We start from the raw sequence: 26,455 nt of genomic DNA on the forward strand, positions 1-26,455 counted from the left end.
CGACAGGTTGGAAAAATGACGACTGAGAATACCCGCAAATTTCGCCCTGCAACCGAACTCGTGCATGCCGGATCGCTTCGCTCCGGATTTGCCGAAATGTCGGAAGCGATGTTTCTGACACAGGGCTTCCTTTATCCCAATGCCGAAGCCGCCGAAGCGCGGTTCAAGGGCGAGGACCCGGGTTTCATCTATTCGCGTTACGCCAACCCGACCACCGACATGTTTGAAAAGCGCATGTGCGCGCTGGAAGGCGCCGAAGAAGCACGCGCCACCGCCTCCGGCATGGCTGCGGTCGCGGCTGCCATTCTCTGTCAGGTGCAGGCAGGCGATCACGTGATTTCGGCTCGCGCCGTCTTCGGCTCCTGTCGCTACATCGTCGAGACGATCTTGCCGAAATACGGCGTCGAAATCTCGATCATCGATGGTTCCAACATCGAAAACTGGAAAGCGGCTGTTCGCCCGAACACGAAGGTGATGTTCCTTGAAAGCCCGTCCAACCCGACGCTCGAAATCATCGACATTGCTGCCGTTGCGCAGGTCGCCAACGAAGCAGGCGCCAAGCTGATCGTCGACAATGTTTTCGCGACCCCGCTATTCCAGAAGCCGCTGGAGCTCGGTGCGCATATCGTCGTTTATTCTGCGACGAAGCACATTGACGGTCAGGGGCGCTGCCTTGGCGGCGTGGTCCTCTCCGACCGCGAATGGATTGAAAACACCCTGCAGGATTATTTCCGCCACACGGGTCCGGGCCTTAGCCCGTTCAACGCGTGGATCATGCTGAAAGGCCTTGAAACACTGTCCGTGCGTGTACGCCAGCAGACGCTGTCGGCGGCAGCAGTTGCCGACTTCCTCGCAGGCAAGCAGGGCGTGAAGCGCGTGATCTATCCGGGTCGGGCGGACCATCCGCAGGCCGACATCATCGCCAGGCAGATGACCGGTGGCTCAACACTCATCGCCCTGGAGCTGGAAGGCGGCAAGGAGGCAGCGTTCAAGTTCCAGAACGCCTTGCAGGTCTTCAGCATCTCCAACAATCTGGGCGACGCGAAAAGCCTTATTACCCACCCGGCAACCACTACGCACAAGAACCTTACCGACGATGCCAAGGCCGAACTGGGTATCTCGGACGGCCTGCTTCGGATATCGCTTGGCCTTGAGGATACGGACGACCTTGTGGAAGACGTGGAAGCAGCGTTGAAGGTCGCTCGCTGAACAGCCACTTCCCACATTGTGGCATTTAGGCTGCAAACAGAGGCCCAAACGGTGCAATTTCCGGAGATTTCGGCAATTGCATCGTATTTTCTGCCCCACATTGTTGACCCTCCCGCAACTTTAGCGATAGGAGGGGCGAAAAGCGGCGTCCGTAAACCGAACGACGAACCGTTGAGTAGACAGCATCATTGCGATCCGGATTGCAGGGTGCCAGGCCGATGTGAATGTAGGGCGGTGCGCATGTATAGAGCGGTAACGCGGGGGATCGAGGTTTCTGTCGAGCCTTTCTATCTCGAAGATCAGTCGGACCCCGATGAAAACCGTTATGTCTGGGGTTATCGTATAACGATCGCCAACAATTCGACGGAAACCGTGCAACTTCGCTCGCGTTACTGGCAGATTACCGACGCAAACGGGCACGTCGAAGAGGTGCGCGGCGCGGGTGTGGTTGGCGAACAGCCGACACTTGAGCCCGGCGATTCATTTCAATATTCCTCGGGCTGCCCGTTAACCACCACATCCGGTGTCATGGTAGGACGGTACCAGATGCAGGGTATTGGCGGCAGCATGTTCGAAGTCGATATCCCCGCCTTCTCGCTTGACATGCCGGACCTGCGACGCACCTTGAATTGAAATATCCCAGCATTTTGCGAAGGCAGATGACGAACAGAGTTGTACTCTGTTCTTTGCCTTTTCAGGAAGCCGCCGCCCGGCTCGAAGAAAAGCGCGCTGGATTTTCAACAGGGCGCGCAATCCGGCGCCCGGTAAGAAAGTTTTAAACGCGTTCGATCAGAAAATAAGTCGTTGGACCCGGTGGGTTCGGCAGAACAGAAACATTGTTCCAAAGCTCGACATTGAGTCCATCCGTTCCGTCACCCGTAATCGCCGGAGGCTGCACCACGCCATCCAATCCGACCGGGGATAAGCGCCAGGCGGTGTTGATCGGCATCTTGAACCAGACATGCCCAACCTTGATCTGCACCGGCAAGGTGCCAAAGCTGCTGACAGTCTTTTCTTCGTTGTCGGCGAATACCATGTCGGTATTACGTGCATCCGTGGCGAAGATCAGCAATAGCTTGCTGCTGTCCGCTACCCTCTCGCCATCGAGCGAAGAAACAGCCAGCATGCCCGCACCGGAAGCCGAACCGACCCAGAGCTGCCCGAGTTGTACCGGCTGGGTGATGGATGAGAATGCAAGTGCTTCCGTATGCTGCGTGACAACCCGCATCTGTTTGGCCGCGCTATCAAGCCTGATCTCTCCGGTATCGCTGACATATATCCCCGATGCTGCATCGCTTGGATTTGTCGCAGCCAGAACTCCATGGCTGCGCAGGAATGCGATGGCGTCCGCACGGGTGCTAATCTGGCGAGGGGAACCGACCGTCACAGCGTCTGGTGCGAACGGAGCATCGCCTTGTGCGAAACGAGACATTAGCGACATGATCGTCACCGCATCCGGTTCCTGCATGTCCAGCCTCGCCAGATTTCCGATATCCTGTATCTGCGCCACCACACGATGCAACGCTTTCGCAACGTCTCCACGGCGGAAGAGCAGCGCCGACAGGGTTTCGCCAGCACGGGCAACAGGATCAAGTGCCGCGCGGTAAGGACGGATATACTGTTCGTTAAAATCGCTGCCGCCATAGCCAAGGACAAGTGCTCCATTGCTATGCCGGCACAGAATATCCCAGTCCTGCAGAGCGGCATAAGCCGGCATTGCAAGCCCCGCCTCGTAGCGATGCCTGTTCCAGAAGACGTGATCATACTCCGTCATCACAAATGGCTTTGCTGCCAGACGTGTCGCAGCCGCATTGCGGACGTAATCCACCGCGCCGTCAAGCGAACTGGTCTGGAATATCGGCCCCGTCATAGTGTCGTTCGGATCATGATAGGTATTCATCGCCACCGCCTGTTGATTGCGGCGTGTGAGCATGGTCTGGATGCCATATCCGTTATTATAGGGTGCTATGATACCCCTGAAGCCCATCGCATGGATGCAGTCGCTCATTTTCTTCGCCGTCTCGGTTTCAACCGACACGCAGAAACTTGCAAAATCGCGCAGCCTTTTGGACGCGGCATAGCGGTTTGAAGGCAGGGCAACTGTGGCGTTTTCAATTTGTTCGGTACCCAGCAACTCGCCGCCCCAGGCAGCCTGCAAGGCTGCCGTGGTACCATATTGCTCCTTCAGCCAAGCATTGAACGGCGGCTTCAATTCCGCCAACGCCTGGAGGTCGCCGTTGGCGTAAACCCACGAGTTGAACACCAATCCATTCTCATTGAACGGCACGACCATCGCCATAGCCGGGTCTTCGAAAGGCACAAGCCCGGTATAGGGATTGACCGTCCCGAAGATATCGACCTGAAAGCGCAGCCAATGGCCGAAAGCCGCATTCTCAACATGCGTCTTGAGTTTCAGCCTGCCTTCCGTTCCCCAGCGATCCGTTACGCCGCCCAACGCGCCAGCATTCGATGTAAGGCCATCGACGACCCAGTATATGCCGTTCTGTTTCAACGCAGCCATGTAGTAGCGGAACCGATCAAGAATATCCTGTCGGTATTCGAAATCCTGAAGCTGCCCCTCCATCAAAGCGATGTCGAGAAAATGGAACCGTGCGCAATTGTATCCATGACGACGCAACTGAACGGCCATCCTGTCCGCTGTCACATGGTCGGGAATAGTTGCAATGGCTCCGCACAGCAGCCGATATGGAACGGCCGGATTGCTCTGCAAGCCGATGTGACCGTCCGAATTGACGATGAGCCGTCGCTCCTCGTCAATCGGCGGATTTGGTAGGAATGTCGAAAAATCGAGCGGACTGCCAGCCTCGATCTCGAGATTCTGCTGGGTAACCGGTATCCAAATGTCGGGCATATCGTATCTCCACAATTGACTGGTGGAGAATAAAAGCCTGCCCGAACACGGGGATAAATTCCTACTAATTTATCTACGCATCAGTTCCCGAACTCTGCCGGATCAAACGAATAGATTTTCGAGCAAAATTCGCAAGTTACGGAAATCTTGCCGTTTTCCGCGCTTTCTGCAATTTCCTCGGCCGTGAAGCCTGATAGCACGCCGGAAATTTTCTCTCGCGAGCACGAGCATTCGTCCAGCACAGGCACAGATTCGAACACACGCACACCGCGTTCATGGAACAGCCGGTAAAGCAGCCGCTCCGAGCCAACTTGCGGGTCCGTCAGTTCCGAACTTTCAATCGTACCCACCAGCGAGCGAGCCTCGTCCCACGCGTCATCTTCCGGATGGAAGGCGGCCTCGGCTCCGTCCTCGTCGCCACCCGGCAAGTCGGGGATGCGCGCGCGCAATTCGGATTCCGGCAGGAATTGAATAATCAGTCCGCCAGCCCGCCACTGTTCGACAGGTTTTCCGTCGGCGCCACGCTCGACAAGCTTGGCGACACTCAGTTTGAGGTCGGTTGGAATCTGTTCCGACTGACGGAAATAGGTCGTAGCGATTTCTTCCAACGTCGAACCATCCAGCGCGACGATGCCTTGATAGCGCTGGGTGTAAGCACCCTGGTCGACTGTGAATGCAAGCGTTCCCCGTCCCAGCAGTTCCTCCGGCTTCGTCTTGTTTGCGGCAATCGCTTCCTTCAGGCGCTCCGCGTCGAAACGTGCATAGGCACGGACTGAACGCGGCGTGCGGAAATCGACCACCAGCATGTCGACGGGGCCGTCGGACTGCGTCTGGAAGATAAACTTGCCTTCGAATTTGAGCGAGGTGCCAAGCAATACGGTCAGAACCGTTGCTTCCCCCAGCAGACGGGCCACTTCTTCGGGATAGTTATGGCGTTTCAGAATGCCGTCGATGCTCGGGCCGAGCTGAACCGCGCGACCGCGCACGTCGAGCCCCTCCACCTGGAAGGGCACGACCGCGTCATCGCCTGCGAAGTCGAAATCGCCCAGATTGACGTGGATGTTCTCGACTTCGATATGCTCGTTGCTGGTCTTGTCAGCCAAATTATGCTCCCAAACCGCGGCCTTGCAGGCACCACGCCAGAATGGCTTTCTGGGCATGAAGCCTGTTTTCCGCTTCGTCGAATACGACCGATTGCGGTCCATCGATCACTTCATCCGTCACTTCCTCGCCGCGATGGGCGGGCAGGCAGTGCATGAAAAGCGCCTTTGGATCAGCTTTTTCCATCAGTCGCGCATTGACCTGATAGGGCATGAAAACGTTGTGGCCGCGAGCATGATCTTCCTGCCCCATCGAAACCCACGTATCGGTCACGATGCAATCCGCACCGCTCGCCGCCCGTTCCGGATCGGTGGTGGACATGATGTTCGCGCCGTTCGCTTTCGCCCAATCGACATAGTGCGACTTGGGTTCGCTGCCTTCCGGCGTTGCGATATTGACGTTGAAATCAAAACGCGCCGCGGCTTCGACCAGCGAGTGGAGGACGTTGTTGCCGTCCCCCATCCAGGCAAAGGTCTTGCCTTTGATCGGGCCGCGATGTTCCTCATATGTAAGAACGTCGGCCATGATTTGACAAGGGTGCGTGTCATCCGTCAGTGCATTGATGACCGGAACGGTCGCATATTCGGCAAGTTCGAGCATCCGGTCATGCGATGTGGTGCGGATCATGATCGCATCGACATAGCGCGACAGGACCTTCGCCGTGTCGGCGATGGTTTCGCTGCGCCCGAGCTGCATTTCCGAGCCCGTCAGCATGATTGTCTCGCCGCCCAGCTGGCGCATGCCGACATCGAAGGACACGCGCGTGCGGGTGGAGGGCTTTTCAAAGATCATCGCAAGCACCTTGCCTGCGAATGGCTTCTCCATTTCTCCAGCCTTGAGGCGCGCCTTGCGTGCCTTGGCGTCTTCCATGATCGCACGAAGCTCCGATGCAGGCACAGCGGAGAGGTCGATAAAGTGTTTGATCCCGTTATCGTTAGCCATGATATCACGCTGTTTTACTGGTCGGATTTGCAGTTGCGAGCCGTTCGACCGCCATTTCGATGCGCTTCAATGCTTCGCGCGCTTCTTCGGGCGTCGTGATCAGCGGCGGAAGCAGACGGACGACATTGTCTCCGGCCCCGACGCTCAAGAAATGCTCGTCACGGAGAGCCTGAATGAGACTGGTATTCGGCACAACGCACTTGATACCGATCAACAGGCCACGACCACGCACTTCCGAAACGACGTCCGGGTAGCGGTCGATGATGGAGGCGAGCCCCTGTTTCATGACCAGAGCGGTCGCCTGGACGTTCTCGAGGAAGCCATCGGCCAGAACAACATCAAGAACCGCATTGCCGACAGCCATGGCCAGCGGGTTGCCGCCGTAGGTCGTGCCGTGGACGCCCGCCGTCATGCCTTTGGCAGCTTCGGCAGTTGCGAGGCAGGCACCCATCGGGAAGCCGCCGCCGATACCCTTGGCGACCGCCATGATGTCCGGCTTGATACCGGCCCATTCATGCGCGAACAGCTTGCCGGTGCGACCGACGCCGGTCTGCACTTCGTCAAGGATCAGCAGAAGGCCCTTCTCATCGCAGACCTGGCGCAGCATGCGCATGAATTCTTCCGGGAAACCGCGCAGACCGCCTTCGCCCTGAACGGGTTCAAGCAGGATACCGGCGGTCTCGTCGGTGATGGCGGCGCGCAATGCCGCCTCATCGCCGAACGGCACCTGATCGAAACCGTCGACCTTCGGGCCGAAACCTTCGAGATACTTGGCTTGACCGCCCGCGGCAATTGTGGCCAGCGTGCGGCCGTGGAACGCACCCTCAAAAGTCACAATGCGGAAGCGTTCCGGATGACCGCTCACATAATGATAGCGGCGTGCGGTCTTGATCGCGCACTCGAGTGCTTCAGCGCCGGAATTGGTGAAAAAGACCTTGTCGGCGAAAGTGCTTTCGACAAGACGCCGCCCCAGCTTTTCCTGCGCCGGAATTTCATAAACGTTGGACAGATGCCAGAGCTTGTCCGCCTGCGCCTTCAGCGTTTCCACCAGATGCGGATGCGAATGACCAAGCGAGTTCACAGCAATGCCCGCCGCGAAATCGAGATAACGTTCACCGCTTTCGGTAATAAGCCAGATGCCCTCACCTCGCTCGAAGCGCAGAGCCGCACGATTATAGGTGTCGTAAAGCGGTTGCACGGTCGTAGCGTCGGTCATAGCATCAGGCCTCCAAAGCCCATATTAGCAGCTTGCCCAGCTGCGCCGGCAAAGCTGTGTTTTCCCATAAACAGTCCTCAGGCACCCGAAACGGTTCCCACCTTTCGACGAGCGCCCAACACCCCATTCCAAGCCGTCACGAAACTACGAGGAGACATGAGAGGAATGGGCTCAGACCCATGCTTCCTAGCCTGAGCCTTCGGTAGAAATAAAAAACCGCCCTCTGGGCGGCATATTTATCTCGCGCGTATATTGGCGTTCGCAGAAAAAATGTCAATCAAAGCAAGCGAGGTTTGAGGGCCATCTTTCGACATGAGTTCATGCATTTTCGCGCTCTTGCCGCACTCCGGCATCGAAGGTGGCTTTACGTAGACACCCATACTATATAGTGAATGGCCTTTCCCTGGCTGAGACTGCCAGACGACGTTGCTCATTCCGCAAGTCCGCGATGTTCCATCCTGAAACAATCCGGGTTTTCAGTTCTGAAGCAATTGCGTGCAAAATTTCGGGGCGGATCAAATAAAAACCGTCTTTGGCACCCAAGTTGGGGAAAACCGTAAAAATGGAATCCGCCTGACAAGGCTATCCCTTGTCATGGAGTCGTTGGATATTGTAGTTTCTTTTTAGAGATTAAAGCTACATTTCGTGCGGCGGACCTAGTCACCCGGATAGATATGGTGTTTTTGCTCGGAGCGATCCGAGAACACTGCCGGATTCCGGATAACGAAAATGATTGGAGCCCAGGGCGATGAACTGGACAGACGAACGCGTCGAACTACTGAAGAAACTGTGGAGCGAGGGCTTGAGCGCGAGCCAGATCGCAGCGCAGCTTGGCGGCGTCAGCCGTAATGCAGTGATCGGCAAAGTGCACCGTTTGAAGCTTTCGGGCCGTGGCAAGACCACGACCGCTGCTCCGCGCAGCAAGAAAGTCAATACGGTTGCCGCATCGCCACGTCCTGCAGCACAACATTCAACCGGCGTACATACGACGACGATGCGCACGGCCACGGTGACCAAGACGGTCGGCGCGACGGCCCTCCAGGTGGACTATGCCGTGGACGTTGTTGCGGAAACAGTGGTCAAGCCCGCTTCCGACGTGGTGGTGCCTATTTCCCGCAGGCTCTCGCTGTTGCAGTTGAGCGAACGCACCTGCAAGTGGCCGATCGGCGACCCGCTGAACGAAGACTTCCATTTCTGCGGCCATGAATCCGGTGAATCGAGCCCATATTGCAGCTACCATTCGCGTCTGGCTTTTCAGCCGACCGCAGAGCGTCGCCGGGCACGCTGATTTAAGGAAAGTATGGGAATAAGGGAGTGTGTCGAACGTGTTCGGCAGCTCCCTTTTTCTATTTCAGCATTTCCGCAAGATCCGAACTAAAAAACACATATGCGACTATGATGATTGTCGGGTGGAGAAACGCGGATAAGTTGCTGGTTGCAGCACGGGGCGACTTTGGGAGCTGGCTCTTCTCCCATATCCCCCTACTTTCCTATTCCCTTATTGCTTCCTCATAGACCTTCAGCGTGCGATCAGCGATCCCGCTCCAGCTATAGTCCCTTGCGATCCAGTCGATCATTTCCTGCGACTGCTCGCTTGTCAGAGGTTGATCGATTTTCCGCCGCAGCGCATCCTTCAACGCATCCACATCGCCCAGTGGAAAGTAGCTATCCTTCGAAAGTCCGACTTCCACATTTGCAGTGATATCGCTTGCAAGCACGTTCAAGCCGTATCCCATGGCTTCGAGAAGCGCGATCGGCATGCCCTCATGGCTGGAAGGCAGGACGAATAGTGCGGCCTGACTGAACAGGGCCGACAGTTCCTCCCCCTGAAGCGCGCCCGTCAGCACAACGCCGGGTACAGCCGCAGCCCTTGCACGAACGGTTCCGGCATATTCAGCCGTATATTCCGCTGATCCGATCAGGGCCAGTTTCAAGGAAGGATCCGCAAGTTTTGCAAAGGCTTCAATAAGATCAAGCTGACGTTTTTCCGGAACGATCCGCGCCACCAGAGCAATGTAGCGTTTGGGATCAAGCCCGTGCTTTTCCAGCCACCTCGTGTCTTGGCAGGCCGGGCGAAGCGTGACCCCATTGGGGATGAAAGTGATCGGCACATGATAATGCTGCTGCATGGTTTTTGCGATATCGTTGGACACTGCGATGCGCGCATTTGCAAAACGCATCCCGCACCATTCGCCAAGCTTCAGCATTGCGCGCGCAAGCCGTCCCCACTTCTGCCGATTGTAGTCAAAACCGTGATGGGTCACGACCGTGCGCAGACCGAACAGACGTGCCAGCGGAACCGCAAGAGCCGGACCGATCGCATGAATGTGCAAGACATCCGGGCGTGTGAAACCTGCACGCAGCACGCCCAGCACCGTATGCACAATTGCCTCGAACTTCATGGAGGTAGGCGCCCAGCCTGGCGTCACCTCTACGCCCTCCCAGACATAAGGCTGCTTTTTCTCAAGATAAGGACGGCGTCCGATCACCTCCACATCCCAGCCCTTCGTCAAATAGAGCCGGGCGAGTTCTTCGACGTGTTTTTCCACGCCCCCCTGCACATTGGGGACACCGCGCAGGCCCAGCATCATGACGCGAGGTCTTTTATCGCTTCGCACCATCAAAACGCTCCCAACTCGGCATAGAGTTCCAGCGTCCGGTTTCTGTACGCCTCTGGCGAGAATTCATGGCCGGCCCACATGCGGCCTGCCTCTCCCATCTTGCGCCGCGCCTGCGGGGTCAACCGCGCAAAATCGCCCAGGACGCGGGCGAGGTCGTCGATATCGCCCGTACGCGAAACCATCCCGGTCTCGCTCTCGATAATCATTTCGGGAATTCCGCCAATGTCGGCGCCGATCACCGGCACCCCGAGTGCGTAGGCTTCGAGAATACTGATCGGCGCGTTCTCATACCATTCAGACGGCAGAACGAGCGCTTTCGCCTCGCCGATAAGCTGATGCAATCTTTCGCCCGAGACATAGCCTGCAAAGGTGACATCTCCGCCCGCCTCAGCCGCGAGCGCTTTCAAGGATTCTTCCTCCGGCCCAGTGCCCGCAATGACAAGTTTCTGTCCAGCAAGAGCCGCTGAGCGAATGAGAGTACCAATCCCCTTTTCCGGCGCCAGCCGTCCGACATAGGCGAAATAATCGCCTTCATCCGCATAGGGCTTCAGGTCGTCCGTGTGGGCGAAGTTGGGGATATAGACCAGCTTTTCTTCCGGCCATCCCCATTCGGCGAGCTTTGCAATATAGAAACGGCTCGGCACAACGATACGGTCAAGCGTATTGCGATAAAGGCCAAGCATGCGATGGATCGCTGTCTCAACGAAAACCAGTCCGCTCAGCGCTGTGGAATCCTTGATGCATTTGTGGAGCGCCACATTGTAGATGCGTCCGCCCTTGCAGCGCTCGCAGATCTGGTTGTGGGACAGCATCTTATAGGCCGGACAGGCAAGTTTAAGGTCGTGCGCCGTCATGACCGTCGGAATTCCAGCCTCTTTCAAAACCGGAAAAATCGACGGCGATAGATGATGATAGATATTATGCGCATGCGCGACGTTGGGGCGAAAGTGTTCGATCAATGCCTTGATCCGGTCCCGCGCCTCCCATGAATAGATGATCTTACCCGCCTGCACGACTTTGGTGAACGGGCTGCTTTCCCGGCCATACTCGATTTCGGAAACAAAATAGGAGGACCAGTCGGAGGGAAAATTATCCGGATGCTGCATGGCAAACGGTGCGGTTTGCCAGCCGATCTCCGAAAACAGTTTGATGTGGTCGAGAAAAACAGTTTCGGCGCCGCCACGCCGATAAAAATAGTTATTAATCGCCAGCAGACGATGGGCCGTATCATTCACATGCGTCAAACAGCACCTCGTTGCGCGCTGGAGCGTTTCGATTTGATTGAACAAATCGGCGCGTCTCAGCAGTTTGTCTTTTGATGCGCATCTTATCCGAAAACCGTTTCACGTCTTTCGGGATGCGCTTCAAGGCGCGCCACCGCCTCGCGGACAGAAAGAATGGTCGCCCCGCTTTTCACCGCATGGGATACGAGGCGCTCGAAGGTCTCAGGCCTGCACCCGAATTCAGTCGGCGTATCGCTGATATCATGCGTATAAAAGACGAGCCAGCCAGGATTGGCACTAAGGTCATCGATCCAGCGGGTCTGGCGTGCAGCCCCGTCGTCCGGCTGTCTTATTTCCACTGCCTGCAAAAAGGCAAGATCGATCATGCCGCGATTGATACGATTGCCACCGCCGCGACAGGTCGCGTAACGGTCAGCAAATAACCGCCGTGTCATCATGGAAGATGCGCAATAAGGATAAGCGAAATTGCGTGGCATGCCACGATTGGGCTCGAACGCATCGAGATAGGCCGTGTTGCGGTCCAGGTCAGCTGCTATTTCCCCGGCGCCGAAATAAGGGACCTTGAGATGGTTGTAGGTATGGCAACCCAGCTCGTGCCCCCCTTCAACCAGCTTCCGGCACCCTTCCTGCGTGATCAGGTTCCTCTCGCGCTCCTTCGTGCCGACCATGCTGCCGGCAATATAAAAAGTGCCATGGACGCCGTGCTTGTCAAGGATCGCAGCTCCGGCGCTTTCCGCCGTGTCGGGTACATCGTCGAACGTAAAAGTGATGATCCGTTCGTTGGCTGGCAAGCAGAACGGGCGCAACGGAAACCGGCGACTGATGCTGTCGTTCAGCCGAATGGCGTACCATTCCAGACGTCTGCGTGCCCTCTCGAGACTATCCATTTCCGCCATTGCCCCCAGCTCCCCAAGCTGTTTCAGACGAGCCTTGCCTTAGCCTGCAAGCGCAATCCGAAGACAGCAACCATGATACAGAACCATAGTGCCCCACCGTTCTGAAAGAACGTACTTTCCATACAAGACATATATAATCCGTAAAGCCAAAGGCGAATGTAAAGCAGCGTTAATATAGGGTCGTTGTCTGTGCTTTCCGCTTCCCTAATATATCGAAGCGGCAAAATCATTATCCAGATGAGTGTCAGAATGAGACCAATAATGCCAGCATTGATCATCATATCGAGGAATGAATTATGCGCATTGAAGGCGGCAACCGCCCAGCTTGCACCGCCGCCGCCTGCATAGACCATTTCGGGCGTTTTCCAAAACGAGTCCAGACCGTAGCCGAAAACCGGCTTGGCCGAGATCGCAGAGAATGCAAGTTTCCAGATATCAGAACGGTTTGTAAAACTGGCGTCAACTCCCAAGCTTTCTACAAGCTCGCGCAGTGGATCGAAGACAGCGGCCCCTACGGCAACAATGTTAAAGGCCGCGATCCCGCCGACTGCAATGAAAACACGCGTCCATTTCCACCGCACGAACACCAGCGACATCACCACGATAAAAGGCAACATGGCCGTCGATGTCTTGCCGCCTGTATGCAACACGAAAAAAACGCAAAGGGCGACAATCAGCAGACCTGTTATCGGCAAACCGCGTTTCCGGATGTAAAGCCCCAGAAAACTCATCAGCACCAAAGATGCGGCGGCGGCATTCTTGTGCGGATAGTGACCGCGCCAGGCGCCAGCCAGCATGGGCTCAAGGACTTCAGTGCCCTGATGAATAGCGCGCTGCGGCATGAAAATTACGCCGAAATAGGCAAATGCCAGCGTTATCAGTGAGCCAATTGCCAGCAATCGCGCCATCTGGCGTTCGGACTGCGGCAACATAAGAAAGATGCTCGCGTTCAAGGCAGTCAGGATAGACAGCACGACTTTCTTGCTGGCGATCATGGGGTGGGCCGACAGCAAAGCCGTCAGGAGAAGCCAGAAGAAAACGAGCCCCATCAGAATGCGCGGCTGCATGATGACACTGCGCATGGAGCTGTTCAATCCGCAGATCAGAAAGCCGCCCGTCAAGAAGAGAGTGACAAGCTGGTTGAAGGAACTGGAGTCGGCGGCTTTGGCTGTGACACCGGTCACCGCACCAATGTCGGGATAGGGATTGGTGCCTATCCACATAAACAGGAACATGCACAGAAAAAGGCCAGCTCCGACAGCTGACGAGACTCGCGGCTGTATCTCCTCACGGTAATGAACCGACAGCTCAGCCAAGGTCAGATCGTACCTTCCCGATTTCTGCGCCACGCTCCAAGATAGCCGAGGCCGAGCGCCAGCACCACACCAAGTCCCATACCGGCGATACCGCCTCCCGCACCGAGCACCAGCGTCTTCGGAGGCCAGCTCCGGCCGATCGGCGGAATGGCCGTCGAAATGATCCGTATGTTGGTCGCATCCAGTTGCTGGCGCTGGCTCGTCTCCGATGAGCGGGTCAGAAAGGTGTTGTAGATCGACACTTTCGCGGCCATGTCACGTTCGAGGTCCGAAAGCTGGACTTGTGCGTCATTGTCAAGCGCCACCGCTGAACGGGCCGAAGCAGCCTGGGCGTTGAGCAATGCGACAACGGCATTTGCCTGATCCAGATCAACCTTCGCGGATTGCAGAATACGCGCCCGTTCCTGCGCCATTTGCTGCTCCAGACCGGCAAGCTGCCGCTCCGTATTTATCAATTCGGGATACCGTGGCCCATAGGTCATCGCGAGAGCGTCGTAGCGCTGTTTCAGCGATGCATATTGTCCGCGCAGGTTCGTCATCGTAGGCGACTGCAATGTACTCGCAGGACTGACGGCGCTGCCCGTGTCCCTCGTCAATTCCTCGTAGCGCGTGCTTGCGTCGGCAACTCGCGCCTTGGCGTCAACCAGCTTGGAATTGATCTGCGTCATGGACTGGGTGCTGACAAGTTCGCCGCCGGCGGTCTGCAAGCCATGCGCCCTGCGAAACGCGGCAACTTTCTCTTCCGCTTCTGTCGCGGCCTTTTGCAGCGAAGCCAGACGTTCGGATAGGGCCGCAGCCGCCCGCCCCGCCCCATCGGCATCCGCCTGGGCGACTTCTTCCTGAAAGGCGTTTGCGAGAGAATCCGCAACCTTCACCGATTTTTCCGGATTATCCGTCCAGACGGCAATCGTGACCAGATAGGATCGTTCAGGCCGCGTAACGGTAATGCGCTGCGACAGGGCGCGCACCGCAGCCAGCGTATCATCCTTCGGACCTGCAGGCTTGCTGAGGCCAAGCATGGCTCGCAGATCGAAGGCTGGCGGAGGCGGGACGAACTCCTCGTCTTCATTCAGTTTCAAATCCGTTACGACCCGCCGGAGCACGTTGCCGGAAGTCAGGATGCGCATCTTGCTTTCAATGTCGAGAATCTGGCTGTCCGCCTGAAGGCTCTGGGCATAGACGTCATTGGGCAGCAACTGAAGACCCGATGGGGGCACCAGCAAATCGGTATAGGCTGTATATCGGGGCTTTGCCGTCATGCCGTAAGCAAGGCCCGCCAGGCCGCCGATGATCGCGAGCGCGGCTATCAGAATCCACCGGGCACGCATCCAGGCCAGCGCTTCAAACAGGTCGATTTCAGGCAACATCAGCCCGTTGTGAGCGGGCGCAATTGTTTCGGTGGTCCTCTCTTCTTCGCGGATAATATGCGTTTCGCGCCGGGCTGCGCGCAACCGCTCATCTACGGGGACCGGATTTTCACCAGCGGCCTCCGTTACCCGTGCTTTCGAAGCGAGGTCACGCAACGTATACATTAGTTGCCCCTAAAGTTCACTCGACAGCGCGAACATGGCGCCACTGTTTTCCTTAGACTTAAAGATTAAAAAATTCGGTTAATGAAAGGCAATCATCCGCAATGGTGTCACCAAAATGCCCTTGAGGATCATTTAGTCTTGCAGTTTGCGACAAATTTCCGTCGACGTGCTTGGCACCTTGTGTTTTTCGGGATTAAGAGAAAACGGAGCATATGCTGCACCATCAGAAATTCAACAAAAAGCACTCCGCTTCACTACGGTCCGGACCGGCCCGAAAATTCGGTATGAAAATTTGAAACGCCATTGGTCGACATTACTGTCCTACGCAGCTTCTAGCGGCAGCCTTTTTGCAGCAAACATCGCACAGCTTTTTACATTTGCCTTGTTGGCGCGGTATCTTGGTTCCCACGAGTTTGGCCTGTTCGTAACCGTAATGGCCGTAACCAACATCGCTACCTTCATCTGTGGCCTGGGCGGAGCAGAATGCCTCGTGCGCCGCGTGGCGCAGGACCGGACGATCTACCCCGCGATGCTCGGCCACAATCTCATTCTCATCGCGATTACCGGCATTGTCCTCGTCGCCGCCGGAATGATCATATTGCCGCTCTGGCTTTACAATTCTCCTGAATTTACAGGAAACCTGTTCGGGCTTTTCCTGCTGCTCGTCACCAACATCGTGCTTATGCGCCTCATCCTGCTGGTCGAGCAGATTTATATCGCACATACCGACTTCGTATCCGCCAATCTCTCCGTCGTCGGGTTTGCCATTGCCCGAACCATTGCGGCAGCAATCGCCTGCCTTCTATTCGGTGTCTCCACTGTCGTCGGGTGGGCCTATTGGCAGTTTGGAGCCCATGTACTGGTCGCCGTGGTCTACGCACTGTTTCTGCGCAGGCTCGGACGGCCGCAATATACGATCGTGCGCGACGAAATACGGCTGGGCGTGATGTTTGCTTCGCAATTCATCTTCAAGGCCGTGCGCCAGAATGCAGACCTCCTGCTCCTCGGCACATTGATGCCGCCGAGCGTCGTCGGCAGTTACGGCGTCACACGTCGTATCATCGACAGCAGCACCTTGACCGTCGAGGCGATGAACCGTCTGGTCTATCCTCATCTGGCCCGCGCCAGCGCAAACGGCATCCATCATGCCCTGCCGATCACGATGCGCCTGCTTGGGGCCGCTTTTGCAATCGGCATATTGACGTCGCTGGCCGTGTTTATCATCGCGCCCTATCTGCCCTATCTGTTTGGCAGTGAGTATGACACGCTGGTTTCGTTCTGCCGCACGCTTTGCTGGATCACCGTGTTTGTTGCCCTGTGGTCGATAGCAGTCGATCTTCTGGGTGCCGCCAGCCAGCACAGCTATCGCACGGCTGTCCTCAACACAGGCAATATTCTCGGCGCGCCGCTCCTGGCACTGGCAACGTGGTACGCGCCGATCACGGGAACTTTCGCCGCCATTTACGCAATTGAAATCAGTATTGTGCTGGCATCATGGGGATGTGTTATCTACCTCGTTCGTCGGAGTCGTGACGCAGAAGAGAAGAAAGCGGTTTCAACAGTGGGGGCTTAGATGGCGGATATCTCGACCTCGGCAAACGACGTCAAATCGCGGCGCGTTCGCGCAATGAAGCTTGATGATATCCCGGCGATCCGAAACCTGTTTCAGCGAGTTTTTCGCCCACATTCGAAGTCATGTAACGAAGCTTTCGATCAGTATTTTCAGCGATTTTTCTTCGAGAACCCCTATTACGACCCTGCGATTGGCAGTGTTGTGCACGAGGACGAGCGCGGCGAGATCGACAGCGCACTCTCGGTCTTGCCCATCCCTTACAAGGTCAACGGGAAAAATGTCATGGGGCGGTTGGTTTGCGCTTTCATGATGAAGCCGGAGGTCTCCCCCCGCGGCGCCGCTGAACTGACCCTTACCCTGCGTCCGAGCGAAAAGTTATTCAATTTCACCGACAGCGCAGCCCCCGTAAGTCTCAGGCATTCCGAAGCAATCGGCGGAATTGTTCTCAGCGCGCATGGTCTGGGTTGGACACGGGTGTTTCAGGCCGCCAGCTACGTGGCCAATTACGTCGCCGAACGGCGTCCAATCCTCGGAGGGCGCGGGACAAGCTCGCTTGGCAAAATGCTCAATCCCCTTTTTCCCCTCCCGCCAATCAAGAAGGCCCCCAGGTCGCAAGCGAATGTGACGGAAATAGCGAAGGATGAGGCTGTCTCGCTCATCTCCGGTTTCCTGCAAGGCTATTGCGCACATCCGGACTGGACGGAAAACGACATCAACTGGCTGCTGGATATGGCGGCGGGCAACCGGGCGGCCGGTATCTTGCGGTTCTGCAAGATCAGCGAACAATCCGGGGGTCCGAGCGCCCTTTTCTGCTACTACAGCCGCCCCAATGGCATGGCGGAAGTTCTGAATGTCGTTGCAAAAGCCGGGGCGGAAAAACCTGCTGTCGAAGCGATGTTGCTCCATCTGCAGGAGGAAGGACATATCGCGGCCCAAGGCCGCGTCGATCCGCGCTATCTCAATGCGCTCTCGCAGCAATCCATCATGTTCTTTCGTCTCAAAGCCAATGTCTGTGTGGTCACCGCAAACGAGGACATACTAGGCGCGATCCAGCGCAATGATATCTTTATTGGCGGACTTGCCGGCGAAAGCTGGAGCAGGTTGTCGACGGATTTCTATTGAACAGCAAGCTTCCTTTCCAGAAGGAAGAAAGTGGTCGGTCCGGCTTTGCCCGCACCATTATCCAAACGGAAAGCGATCGGGCCAGACCCGGCGGCTATTCGTTCGTGGACCTTGCCATCGAGGCCAACCGGAGAGAGCGTCCATGACACCGTGTTTCCTGCCAAATTCACATCCACGCGATTGCGCAGCAAGGTAACCGGTAGACGTCCCCAGTCTTCAATAACCTTCTCTGCCTTGTCACGGAAACGCATATCGGAATTCCGTGCATCGCTGGCGAAAATGACAAGCAGCTTTTCGCTGTCCTTCAGCACCTTTCCATCAATTGCCGAAACAGCAAACAACCCCCTCGCCTCCGCATTGCCGAGGGACAGCTCACTTAATGTCACGGGGTCTCTCAGCTCGGCAAAGGCAATGGCCTCGGTCTCAGGTGTAACAACCTGCATCCGCTGCCTGTTGCGGTCGAGCATGATCTGGCCTGTAGCGCTTTCAAACAAGCCTTGCGACGGATCAGTGGCATTATCCCGCGGCAGAAGTTCTGCGCCCTTCAAACGCTGCAACACGTTGTCGAGCGAGACGTTCCGGTAGTCCACCGCAACCAATTTTTGCAGTCCCTGCGGCCAGGCCTGCTCTTTCGTCGCCAGACCGATCCCTCCGACAAGCGCCAACGGCTTCAGTCGCGCCGGTTCTGGAAACTCCAGCGATTCACCAAGACTCGTCTCTCCCTGCATCATGAGCGGCACATTGAAAGCTGCCGTTTCGACGTCGCCCCTGCGAAACAGCAACGATGCCAGTGTCTCACCGGCACGGGCGACGGGATCTACAGCGAAGGTATAGGGGATGATGCGCTGACGGAATGGAGCTGCCTCGTCGAATGCAAGTGTCAGCGGCCCCTGACCATGGCGGCAGATACCATCCCACCCCTGCAAAGCGGCATAGGCTGGCATCATTATTCCGGCTTCATAGCGATAACGGTTCCAGAACAGGTGCTCGTATTCTGTTGCGAGAAAAGGCCGTCCGAGCCAGCGTCCGGCGGCGATTTCACCGACGTAGGAAGCGGCGTCGGCAATCGAACTCGTATCCTTGATTTCGGTACCGGGGTTCAGGGTTCCGATCCAGTCGTGGTAGGTGTTGGCGACGACCGCCTGCTGGTTTTGCCGCGAAAGAGCCGTCTGGACCGTGAACCAGTTGTTATAGGGAGCGACGAGGCCGCGATAACCAAGATCGCGGAACGCCTGCTCCAGACGTTGGGTCAACAACCGTTCTCTCTCAACCAGAAAAGCCTGAAAATCCCGCAATCGTCCGCCGCCGCCGCTCCGGCTTTGCGGCAACTGGACAGTTTGCTGTTCAAGATTTTCGCCGGAGGCCAAACCGCCCCAGGCTCGCGACAAGGCACGGGTATCCGCATATCGTTTTTTCAGAAAAGCATTGAATGCAGGACGATAGCCTGTCCAGAATGTTGTCCCGTCAGCGTGCTCATGCACAAAGCTCGTAAACTCGATACCATTTTCGTTGAAAGGAACGATCAGCGCGAGCGCGGGATCGTGCAAAGGTGCAAGTCCCGTATAAGGATTGACCGTCGCGAAGACTTCTTTTTGAAAACGCAGCCAATGATCAAATGCCGCATCGTCCACATAGATCCGGCGCTTCAGATTGCCGTCCACGCCCCAGCGATCGATGTCCTTGCCGCCCAGGGCGCCGCTCTCGGACGTCAGTCCGTCGATAATCCAGTAGATGCCTTCGCGCTTAAGCGCAGCCATCAGATAGCGCATCCGGTCAAGGGCTTCAGGGCGGAAGTCGAAATCCCGCTCCTGTCCGAGCATCAGATCGGCATCAACGAAGTAAAACCGGGCTATATTGTAACCGTGCAGACGAAGCTGCCGCACATATCGATCGATAAAGGCATGATCCACCGCCCCCGACGACGGCGGTCCCCAGGCAATTGACGCACATTGCAGCCGGAGCGCCTCGCCCGGCTTGTCAGCCTGAGCGAAATGCCCATAGGGATTTGCGATCAGGCGATTTTTTTCTTCGATCGGCGTATTGGCCAGAAACCCCGAAAAATCGAGAGGGCTCCCGGCGGAGATTTCGAGATTGTTTTCTTTGACGGGAAGCCATTCTTCAGCACCGGTGCCAGACACTGCGAGGCCGATAAACAAGGCGGATAAGGCCAGTCGCCGAATGTCCATCAGGGCTCCCTTATAACCTTGCTCTCAATCCAGTCGGTCGGTTTACGGCGTGGCTGAAAAAAGCCAAGGGGCAGTGCTGCTGCATGGAATATCCATGCAACCACCGCGTAGACACCAAGCTCGATACTACGCGTTCGGACGCACATTGCCACGAACGGCGCCGCGGCAATAATGGCCGCCACAACAATTGCAGGAAACCATCCCGGCACGAAAAACAGAGCGGCCACAATGGCCAGCCACCAGAGATAGACCGCGCCCCAGAGGCGCAATTCCGGCAGTTCGCGAAACAGATTTTTTTGATGCGGCTGCCCCATTGCAGCACGCAATACTTCACCGGTGCCACGCAGGTATTTGCTCTTCCAGCGACGGACCAGGAGCTTGTAGGCATTCATCGTATAGCCGAAATGCTGCACGAACGGCCGGTCCAGACGATGGAGTTTCCACCCATGGCTTCGCAGGCGAACACCGGCATCGAACTCTTCGTGACCATGCAGATTGCGATCCGAGAAATATCCGGCCTGCTCGATGGCGCTGCGCCTGTAGAGCCCGCCGCCGTTCATCCGGTCGATATCGCCTGTCCGTGCTTCGGGCGAATGTCGTTTTGAACGGCGCTGGAATTCCAGACTTTCGAGAACCTGATCCACGACATGGCCGGTCACGCCACCGGCATCGGGGTGATTGTCGAGATAAGCAAGAGCGGCTGGCAGAAAATCCGGCTCAATTATCATGTCGCCATCGATCAGGCAGATAAAAGGCTGGGTCGAATACTGAAAACCCAGCTGCGGGCCGAGGCCGCAACTGGCCTGCGCCGGCGGTTCGATCTGCACGATCCTGATCGGATAGGCCCGCGCGATCTCGATCGTGCGGTCGGTAGAGCCGCTGTCGGCTACGATCACTTCGACTTTTCCGCCGGGCAAGGCTTTCAGGGCACTTTCAACAGCCTCGGCGATGCGCTTTTCCTCGTTCAAGGTTTTGATGATAATCGAAACAGACATCGTTGCCCTATTTGTGAAAAAGCACGCGCGAAGCAATTTGGGATTGGGACCAAACCAGCCAGAACTTCATAGTTTTTTTTGGTTTCAAATCCAATAAACACTTCAACTATAAAATGAGATTCGGTGCGCTCGGAAATACTGAAAGCCTTTTATGTTGACCAAAGATTTTGACATCCGGGTTTTCAGCAACATGGAACAGCTATCCATAGACTGGCCGGACGCCGATGACAAAACCGGCTGCGCATTTTTTGTCTTTCAGTCCAAATCCTTTATCCGGGCATGGGAAGCGAGCTATGGGCAAGAACCCGGCGTACAGCTCTGCTTGACCGAAGTTCGCCAGACTGACGATACACCGCTTCTTTTTCTGCCGCTCTTTATCACACGCATCTGCGGTTCCCGGGTCCTTTCATTTATCGATGGGGGCGTAAGCGATTATAATGCCCCTATCGTCTTTCCGGCCGCAACACAGCTTTCGCATGATGCCGCAATGCGCGTCCTCGCAGCTGTGCTTGCATCGGTTCCCTCTCACGATGTCGTTGCGCTCTGCAAAATGCCGGAACATATCGAGGGTCTTATCAATCCCTTATGGTCGGTAACGGACCGCTTTTCCGGTGCATCCACGCACACGATGTCACTGGTGCGTCCGATCGCGGAAATAGAAAAATCCATACAGGGTATCGGCAATATCAAAAAACGTGACCGAGCATTTCAGAAGCTGGAAGGGGCCCGGTTTCTTATAGCGCAGACCGAAGCTGAGCGCCGGTCTGTTCTGGATGCCATGTTCCGCCAGAAACAGCGGCGTTTTGAAGAAACCATGGTTCCCGGTTTCGATGCACATCCTGAAAAACGACGCTTTTTTGAAAAAGCGACAGAGCAACTCGCCCGACATGGCGCCCTGCACCTGTCCGCGCTGGCCGTGGGGGAAACCATATGGGCTACGCTGTGGAGCGTCGTCCGCAATGGCCATTATTGCGCAATGATCATAACGTTCGAGAACGGCATGTGGAGCAAGTTTTCACCCGGAAAACTGCTGATATTGCGCCTGTTATCTGCGCTCAAGGCTGACGGTTACAGCATTTTCGATCTGGGCTTTGGCGACGAGCCATGGAAGTCCGGCATATGCGACCGAACCACACCTCTGCGTGACTATATTCGTCCGGTCACTTTACGTGGGCGCATTTCGCTTAGCCTCGCCCGTGGCATGGAAAGACTGAGAGAGACCTCCCTCTACGCCAAGCTGCGCCCGTTGAAATGGAGGCTCTTGCGCAAGTTCGGCTAGGCGATCTATGCCGCACGTTTCGGCAGCCGTACGGTAAACGTCGAGCCTTCGCCCAGTTGTGAGCGAACGACCAGACGTCCGCGGTGACGGGCGAGAATATGTTTGACGATGGCAAGACCAAGACCTGTGCCCTTATGAGCCCGGCTCGTTTCCACATCGATCCGATAGAACCGTTCCGTCAGGCGCGGCAGATGCTCGGCCGCGATGCCGGGACCAAAATCCTGAACGGACGCCACGACCTCCGGAGAACTGCCACTATCGTCTTCGTCCAGTTTGACGATGACGCGCTTGCCAGCCTGTCCGTATTTGCAGGCATTCTCCACGAGATTCTGGAAAACCTGGATAAGCTCGTCACGCGCGCCGGTGACCATGACAGGATGACCCGGCAATACCCGCTCGATGTTGATATCGAGGCCTGCGGCCAGCGGCGCCAGCGTGTCGGCAACGTGATTGAGAATGGAAGTCATGTCGATGCATTCATTGACGGTCAGATGGGCCCGCATTTCCAGTCGCGACAAAGACAAAAGATCATCGATCAGGCGCGACATGCGTTCGGCCTGTTTCTGCATGATATCCAGAAAGCGATCGCGGGCAGCCGCGTCATTTCGCGCTGGCCCCTGCAGCGTTTCGATAAATCCGCGCAGCGAAGCGAGCGGCGTGCGCAACTCGTGGCTCGCATTCGCGATGAAATCCGAGCGCATGCGGTCGATGCGCCGTGTTTCGCTTTGGTCGCGAAACAGCAGGACAAAAAGTTCGGGTCTGCCGTCCTTGCCCGGCAACGCCTTGACCATGGCCTTGAACCAGCGATCGATCGGGACGCGCTCGAAATATTCTATGCTGCGTGCTTCGCCATCGGCGATTACCCCCTGAATCAGTGCGTGCATTTCCGGTGCCCGAAACCGCAGATAGAGCGCTGTGCCAGTCTCCAGACACTGAAATGCTTCGATAGCCGCTGAATTGGTGAACAACACCGTGCCGCCATGATCGAAGACAACCATCGGGTCGGTCAGAAGGTCTGCCAGGCGCTCGCCGGACACTCCCGCCATTTCGTTGGGCGCTATATTCTTTACCGGCACTTCATCCGGCTCACTGCTTGCAACTTCGCTTGCGAGCCAGACGGCGCCGAGCACGACCACGGCCAGCAGACCAGCGCGAAACCAGAAAGGAAGATCGAGAGCCAGCACGCAGACGGCGAGAACCATGCTGGCGATCACGACACCCTTGACCCGAAGAAGCGGTTCGAAAATGGACTTCTCCGCTTCAGGTTCTGGACCGGTGTGATTGCCTGCCTCGCTCATGCTGCTTCCTCTGCGGTTGTGGCATCGACCTTAGAGCGCAATGATCCCGCTCTACATTTTTGTTCAAGCATGTTTTCACCCGAAAACCGGTTCCCGCTTTTCGGAATCATGTTTTATCCGGAAATGCCCGGACGTCCTTTACGTAGCTTCCAAACAGCCCATATCATGCCTTGATATAAACGAAAGGGAATTGCCGTGGGTGACAGTTCGAAGACAGCTAACAAAAAGAAAGACAAAAAAGACGAGGCAAAATCAGGCGACAAGCCAATCAAGCTCAAAATTGGAGGCGAGACGCGGACGTTCGACATAAACGATCCGAAGCTGCCGAAATGGATCGACGACAATGCGTTGCGCTCAGGCGGATATCCCTATCCGTCCAAGATGAAGTCGGAAGAATATGAGGAAACGCTGGAGCGGCTTCAGATCGAACTCGTCAAACTTCAATATTGGCTTCAGGATACTGGCGGGCGTGTCATCAGCGTTTTTGAAGGCCGGGACGCTGCCGGCAAGGGCGGAACCATCTTTACAATCCGCGAGTTCATGAACCCCAGAACCGCGCGTAACGTCGCCCTGCCCAAGCCAACCGAAACAGAACAGGGTCAATGGTATTTCCAGCGTTATGTCGCGCATTTCCCAACGGCTGGCGAGTTCGTCACGTTTGATCGTTCATGGTACAACCGGGCCGGCGTGGAACGCGTCATGGGGTTCTGCACACCGGCGCAGCTCGAAACCTTCCTGACCGAAACGCCCGATTTTGAGCGCATGATCGTGACGGATGGCATCCATCTTTTCAAATTCTGGCTGGATATCGGCCAGGAAATGCAGCTCAAGCGTTTTCACGAGCGGCGCCACAGCCCTCTCAAGAACTGGAAGTTCTCACCGATGGACGTGGCCGGCATTTCTCGCTGGAATGATTATTCCGATGCATTGCACACCATGCTCGAAAGGACCGATACGGGCTACGCGCCCTGGACCATCATCCGTTCGAATGACAAGAGACGCGCCAGACTGGCAGCAATCCGGCGCATCCTTTTGACGCTACCCTATGAGGGAAGAGACCTTCAGGCCATCGGGGCCGAGGATCAATCAATCATCGGACGCGGCTCCACATTCCTCACCTCGTCATCGGTGGAGATGTAAAACAGGCTTGGCTGGTGCGGTGTCTTTTCCCAAAGATGCGGCACATGCACCAGCTGCCATAGCGCGCGCCAGGCCGCAATTGAGATCAGCACCCAATATACCGGGATCGAGAACAGGTACGCATACCCTCCCAGTTCCGTTGGCTCCATCGTTCTCGCTCCCAGAAGGTAGAAACTCAGATAGGCCAGCAGAATGTTCGTCACATCGATCCCCAACAGCCAGATACTGTGTGTCGTCAGCGGCCCGAACATCATTCCGATCAGCAGGAAGGCGAACATGGCAAGCATCAGAGGATGCAGAAGCGCCGAACCGATTATTCCCAGGGTATAGACCTGATTGACGGAATACCTGAACCAGCCAAGCTCGCGCCAGGTATTGTGCGGCTGGCGGCCATGGACGAGCCATGTCTGCATCCAACCCTTGAGCCAGCGTGTCCGCTGCTTGCGCCAGACGTCATAGTTTACGGGCGCATCTTCAATCGTGCCACGCGTGATGACACCGATACGATACCCGAAACGAGCAAGCCTCACGCCGAGATCGGCATCTTCCGTGACGTTGTAGGCGTCCCAGCCGCCAACCTCCTCCAGACAGGACCGCCGAAAGTGATTGGAGGTTCCTCCGAGGGGAATAACGTGCCCCCGGGAAGCAAGCCAAGGCAGCAGCCCGCGGAAAAGTGCGGCATATTCAAAGGCGAACATTCGCGTCAGCAGATTATGGCGAAAATTCCCGATGATCAGCGGCGCCTGCACACAGGCCAGCTTGTCGCCTTCGACCTGAAAGGTCTGCCATGCTTCAAGCAACTGGTCAGGGTGAGGCCGGTCCTCGGCATCGAAGACCGCGACGATCTCCCCTCGGGCAAACTGCAATGCATAATTCAACGCCTTCGGTTTCGTCTTGGGCCCGCCGGACGGCACGAGAACCAGTTCAAAATTCGATGGCAGCCCCACACGACGTATCGCGGCGATCGTATCGAAATCGTCCTTCTCGCAGACAAGCTTGATATCGAGCTTGCTGGCTGGCCAGTTCAGGCGTTTCAAACTCGTTACAAGCTGGCCTATCACCTCCTGTTCCCGATATAGCGGGACCAGCACGGAATAGATCGGCAGATCGCGCGGCCTGCTTTTCTTGATCTCCAGAAATTTCAACCGCCGTCCGGCAACCGCTGCGAACAGACGGATCATCACGCAGCCGAAGAAGAATAATGACAGTGCTACATGGAGAACAAGGAGAGTGGTCGCGGGCCAATTGAACATGCAGGCGAAAAGCGCGTAAACCGCCATGGCGATGATAAACGCCTGCGGCGTATCGAGAACGCGCGATGCGGACAGCGATTGCGGTGTCATTTCATAGGCTCTGGCGATCAGATCCTTTTGATGCCGCTGCCGCATGACCTGCTTCAGGAGCGTCGGCGTGCAGATCCGTATCCGGTTCTTCAACTGCGGCGTCGCAAGCACATAGTCCCGAAGCGTCCGGATGCGATTTTCCGAAGGCGCTATATAGAGATAGTTGCTTCCATCTGCGCCGAGCACCATAACCTGTCCCACATCGATGAAAGCCGACGGCTTTTCTTCGCCCGATACGAAAATACGGGACGGCAAGGCTTCGTCTGTGAACTCCAATGTCAAAAGATCAGCTATGGCTGCATAAAGCACCGATTCCGCAACATCACCCCGCTGAACCAGCTCCACGCAAAACGACGTTCCGTGGCGAGCAGCAGCCCTATATGCCCCAAGCAACGCCTCTCTCGCTACGCCGCATTGTTCCAGTCTGGCTGATATGGCGCTGCATATCTCCAGATCGAACGCAGTCGATACACTACTCATAGCACCCCCGCACTACTGAATATTTGTGATTTGTATTTTAGATATATACTAATATAGTAATTTTACCGAACGCTTTATTAGTTAATTATT

At 56.3% G+C, this 26,455-nt stretch carries 21 protein-coding genes; 8 read left to right on the top strand and 13 right to left on the bottom strand.

Annotated features, from left to right (window positions below):
* The first annotated feature begins 15 nt into the window (after nucleotides 1-15).
* Both ACS5UA_RS04430 and apaG read left to right on the top strand, forming a co-directional pair.
* Complete coding sequence (locus tag ACS5UA_RS04430) at nucleotides 16-1,209, top strand: O-succinylhomoserine sulfhydrylase (RefSeq protein WP_113463471.1); 1,194 nt, start codon at nucleotides 16-18, stop codon at nucleotides 1,207-1,209.
* A 240-nt stretch (nucleotides 1,210-1,449) separates the two neighbouring features.
* Entirely contained in the window at nucleotides 1,450-1,842 is a 393-nt protein-coding gene (apaG, locus tag ACS5UA_RS04435; RefSeq protein WP_113342079.1) for a Co2+/Mg2+ efflux protein ApaG, read from the top strand.
* Between the two features lie 142 nt (nucleotides 1,843-1,984).
* Here the strand turns inward: apaG and ACS5UA_RS04440 are convergent, their stop codons facing one another.
* From ACS5UA_RS04440 to ACS5UA_RS04455, 4 genes are all read right to left on the bottom strand, one after another.
* A complete protein-coding gene (locus ACS5UA_RS04440; RefSeq protein WP_443101201.1) occupies nucleotides 1,985-4,081 on the bottom strand; it encodes a glycoside hydrolase in 2,097 nt (698 codons plus the stop codon).
* Between the two features lie 80 nt (nucleotides 4,082-4,161).
* A complete protein-coding gene (locus ACS5UA_RS04445) occupies nucleotides 4,162-5,184 on the bottom strand; it encodes an Hsp33 family molecular chaperone (RefSeq protein WP_100648059.1) in 1,023 nt (340 codons plus the stop codon).
* Nucleotide 5,185: 1 nt separating this feature from the next.
* Nucleotides 5,186-6,124 carry an ornithine carbamoyltransferase gene (gene argF, locus ACS5UA_RS04450; RefSeq protein ID WP_063881818.1) on the bottom strand — a complete coding sequence of 313 codons (939 nt, stop codon included), beginning with the start codon at nucleotides 6,122-6,124 and terminating at the stop codon, nucleotides 5,186-5,188.
* 4 nt (nucleotides 6,125-6,128) lie between these two features.
* The gene (locus ACS5UA_RS04455) at nucleotides 6,129-7,340 is read right to left on the bottom strand and encodes an aspartate aminotransferase family protein (RefSeq protein WP_021586260.1); all 1,212 of its coding nucleotides are present in this window, start codon (nucleotides 7,338-7,340) and stop codon (nucleotides 6,129-6,131) included.
* Nucleotides 7,341-8,088: 748 nt separating this feature from the next.
* On the opposite strand from ACS5UA_RS04455, the gene ACS5UA_RS04460 reads away from it, so the two are divergent.
* Nucleotides 8,089-8,628 (top strand): GcrA family cell cycle regulator, encoded by a 540-nt coding sequence (locus ACS5UA_RS04460; protein WP_021586262.1) that lies wholly within the window; start codon nucleotides 8,089-8,091, stop codon nucleotides 8,626-8,628.
* 202 nt (nucleotides 8,629-8,830) lie between these two features.
* Here ACS5UA_RS04460 and ACS5UA_RS04465 read toward each other — a convergent pair whose 3' ends face one another.
* Together ACS5UA_RS04465 and ACS5UA_RS04470 are read right to left on the bottom strand one after the other, a co-directional pair.
* Nucleotides 8,831-9,961 carry a glycosyltransferase family 4 protein gene (locus ACS5UA_RS04465; protein ID WP_021586263.1) on the bottom strand — a complete coding sequence of 377 codons (1,131 nt, stop codon included), beginning with the start codon at nucleotides 9,959-9,961 and terminating at the stop codon, nucleotides 8,831-8,833.
* Nucleotides 9,961-11,166, bottom strand: coding sequence for a glycosyltransferase family 4 protein (locus ACS5UA_RS04470; RefSeq protein ID WP_235694352.1), 1,206 nt, complete (start codon nucleotides 11,164-11,166; stop codon nucleotides 9,961-9,963). Before ACS5UA_RS04470 ends, ACS5UA_RS04465 begins: the two co-directional genes overlap by 1 nt.
* Here ACS5UA_RS04470 and ACS5UA_RS04475 point away from each other — a divergent pair.
* On the top strand, nucleotides 11,059-11,280 hold the full coding sequence (locus ACS5UA_RS04475) for a hypothetical protein (protein WP_230350371.1): 222 nt from the start codon (nucleotides 11,059-11,061) through the stop codon (nucleotides 11,278-11,280). The two genes, ACS5UA_RS04470 and ACS5UA_RS04475, sit on opposite strands and share 108 nt — an antisense overlap.
* An 8-nt stretch (nucleotides 11,281-11,288) precedes the next feature.
* Here the strand turns inward: ACS5UA_RS04475 and ACS5UA_RS04480 are convergent, their stop codons facing one another.
* Genes ACS5UA_RS04480 through ACS5UA_RS04490 form a run of 3 tightly spaced genes read right to left on the bottom strand, consistent with a single transcriptional unit; the run spans nucleotide 11,289 to nucleotide 14,949 of the window.
* Nucleotides 11,289-12,101 (bottom strand): polysaccharide deacetylase family protein, encoded by an 813-nt coding sequence (locus ACS5UA_RS04480; protein WP_021586265.1) that lies wholly within the window; start codon nucleotides 12,099-12,101, stop codon nucleotides 11,289-11,291.
* A 23-nt stretch (nucleotides 12,102-12,124) separates the two neighbouring features.
* On the bottom strand, nucleotides 12,125-13,450 hold the full coding sequence (locus ACS5UA_RS04485) for an O-antigen ligase family protein (RefSeq protein ID WP_235817990.1): 1,326 nt from the start codon (nucleotides 13,448-13,450) through the stop codon (nucleotides 12,125-12,127).
* Nucleotides 13,420-14,949, bottom strand: a complete 1,530-nt coding sequence (locus tag ACS5UA_RS04490; protein ID WP_025089716.1) for a GumC family protein — start codon at nucleotides 14,947-14,949, stop codon at nucleotides 13,420-13,422. The genes ACS5UA_RS04485 and ACS5UA_RS04490 overlap by 31 nt, the downstream gene beginning before the upstream one ends.
* Before the next feature lie 292 nt (nucleotides 14,950-15,241).
* Between ACS5UA_RS04490 and ACS5UA_RS04495 the strand changes: the two genes are divergently transcribed.
* Together ACS5UA_RS04495 and ACS5UA_RS04500 are read left to right on the top strand one after the other, a co-directional pair.
* Entirely contained in the window at nucleotides 15,242-16,522 is a 1,281-nt protein-coding gene (locus ACS5UA_RS04495) for a lipopolysaccharide biosynthesis protein (protein ID WP_021586268.1), read from the top strand.
* Nucleotides 16,523-17,644: a hypothetical protein gene (locus ACS5UA_RS04500; RefSeq protein WP_021586269.1), complete on the top strand. Its 1,122-nt coding sequence runs from the start codon at nucleotides 16,523-16,525 to the stop codon at nucleotides 17,642-17,644. It abuts the gene before it with no gap.
* On the opposite strand, the gene ACS5UA_RS04505 is transcribed toward ACS5UA_RS04500, so the two are convergent.
* A complete protein-coding gene (locus ACS5UA_RS04505) occupies nucleotides 17,638-19,830 on the bottom strand; it encodes a hypothetical protein (RefSeq protein ID WP_021586270.1) in 2,193 nt (730 codons plus the stop codon). The two genes, ACS5UA_RS04500 and ACS5UA_RS04505, sit on opposite strands and share 7 nt — an antisense overlap.
* On the bottom strand, nucleotides 19,830-20,825 hold the full coding sequence (locus ACS5UA_RS04510) for a glycosyltransferase (RefSeq protein WP_021586271.1): 996 nt from the start codon (nucleotides 20,823-20,825) through the stop codon (nucleotides 19,830-19,832). The genes ACS5UA_RS04505 and ACS5UA_RS04510 overlap by 1 nt, the downstream gene beginning before the upstream one ends.
* A 190-nt stretch (nucleotides 20,826-21,015) precedes the next feature.
* On the opposite strand from ACS5UA_RS04510, the gene ACS5UA_RS04515 reads away from it, so the two are divergent.
* Entirely contained in the window at nucleotides 21,016-22,104 is a 1,089-nt protein-coding gene (locus ACS5UA_RS04515) for a GNAT family N-acetyltransferase (RefSeq protein ID WP_235694306.1), read from the top strand.
* 5 nt (nucleotides 22,105-22,109) lie between these two features.
* Here ACS5UA_RS04515 and ACS5UA_RS04520 read toward each other — a convergent pair whose 3' ends face one another.
* Complete coding sequence (locus ACS5UA_RS04520; RefSeq protein ID WP_443101202.1) at nucleotides 22,110-23,402, bottom strand: ATP-binding protein; 1,293 nt, start codon at nucleotides 23,400-23,402, stop codon at nucleotides 22,110-22,112.
* A 195-nt stretch (nucleotides 23,403-23,597) separates the two neighbouring features.
* On the opposite strand from ACS5UA_RS04520, the gene ppk2 reads away from it, so the two are divergent.
* Nucleotides 23,598-24,542, top strand: a complete 945-nt coding sequence (gene ppk2 / locus ACS5UA_RS04525; RefSeq protein ID WP_006466028.1) for a polyphosphate kinase 2 — start codon at nucleotides 23,598-23,600, stop codon at nucleotides 24,540-24,542.
* On the opposite strand, the gene ACS5UA_RS04530 is transcribed toward ppk2, so the two are convergent.
* Nucleotides 24,485-26,365 (bottom strand): glycosyltransferase family 2 protein, encoded by a 1,881-nt coding sequence (locus ACS5UA_RS04530; RefSeq protein ID WP_443101203.1) that lies wholly within the window; start codon nucleotides 26,363-26,365, stop codon nucleotides 24,485-24,487. The two genes, ppk2 and ACS5UA_RS04530, sit on opposite strands and share 58 nt — an antisense overlap.
* Nucleotides 26,366-26,455: the final 90 nt, after the last annotated feature.

The organism is Brucella sp. RRSP16 (assembly GCF_052246815.1).
In the GTDB taxonomy this organism is placed as follows: Bacteria; Pseudomonadota; Alphaproteobacteria; order Rhizobiales; family Rhizobiaceae; genus Brucella; species Brucella intermedia.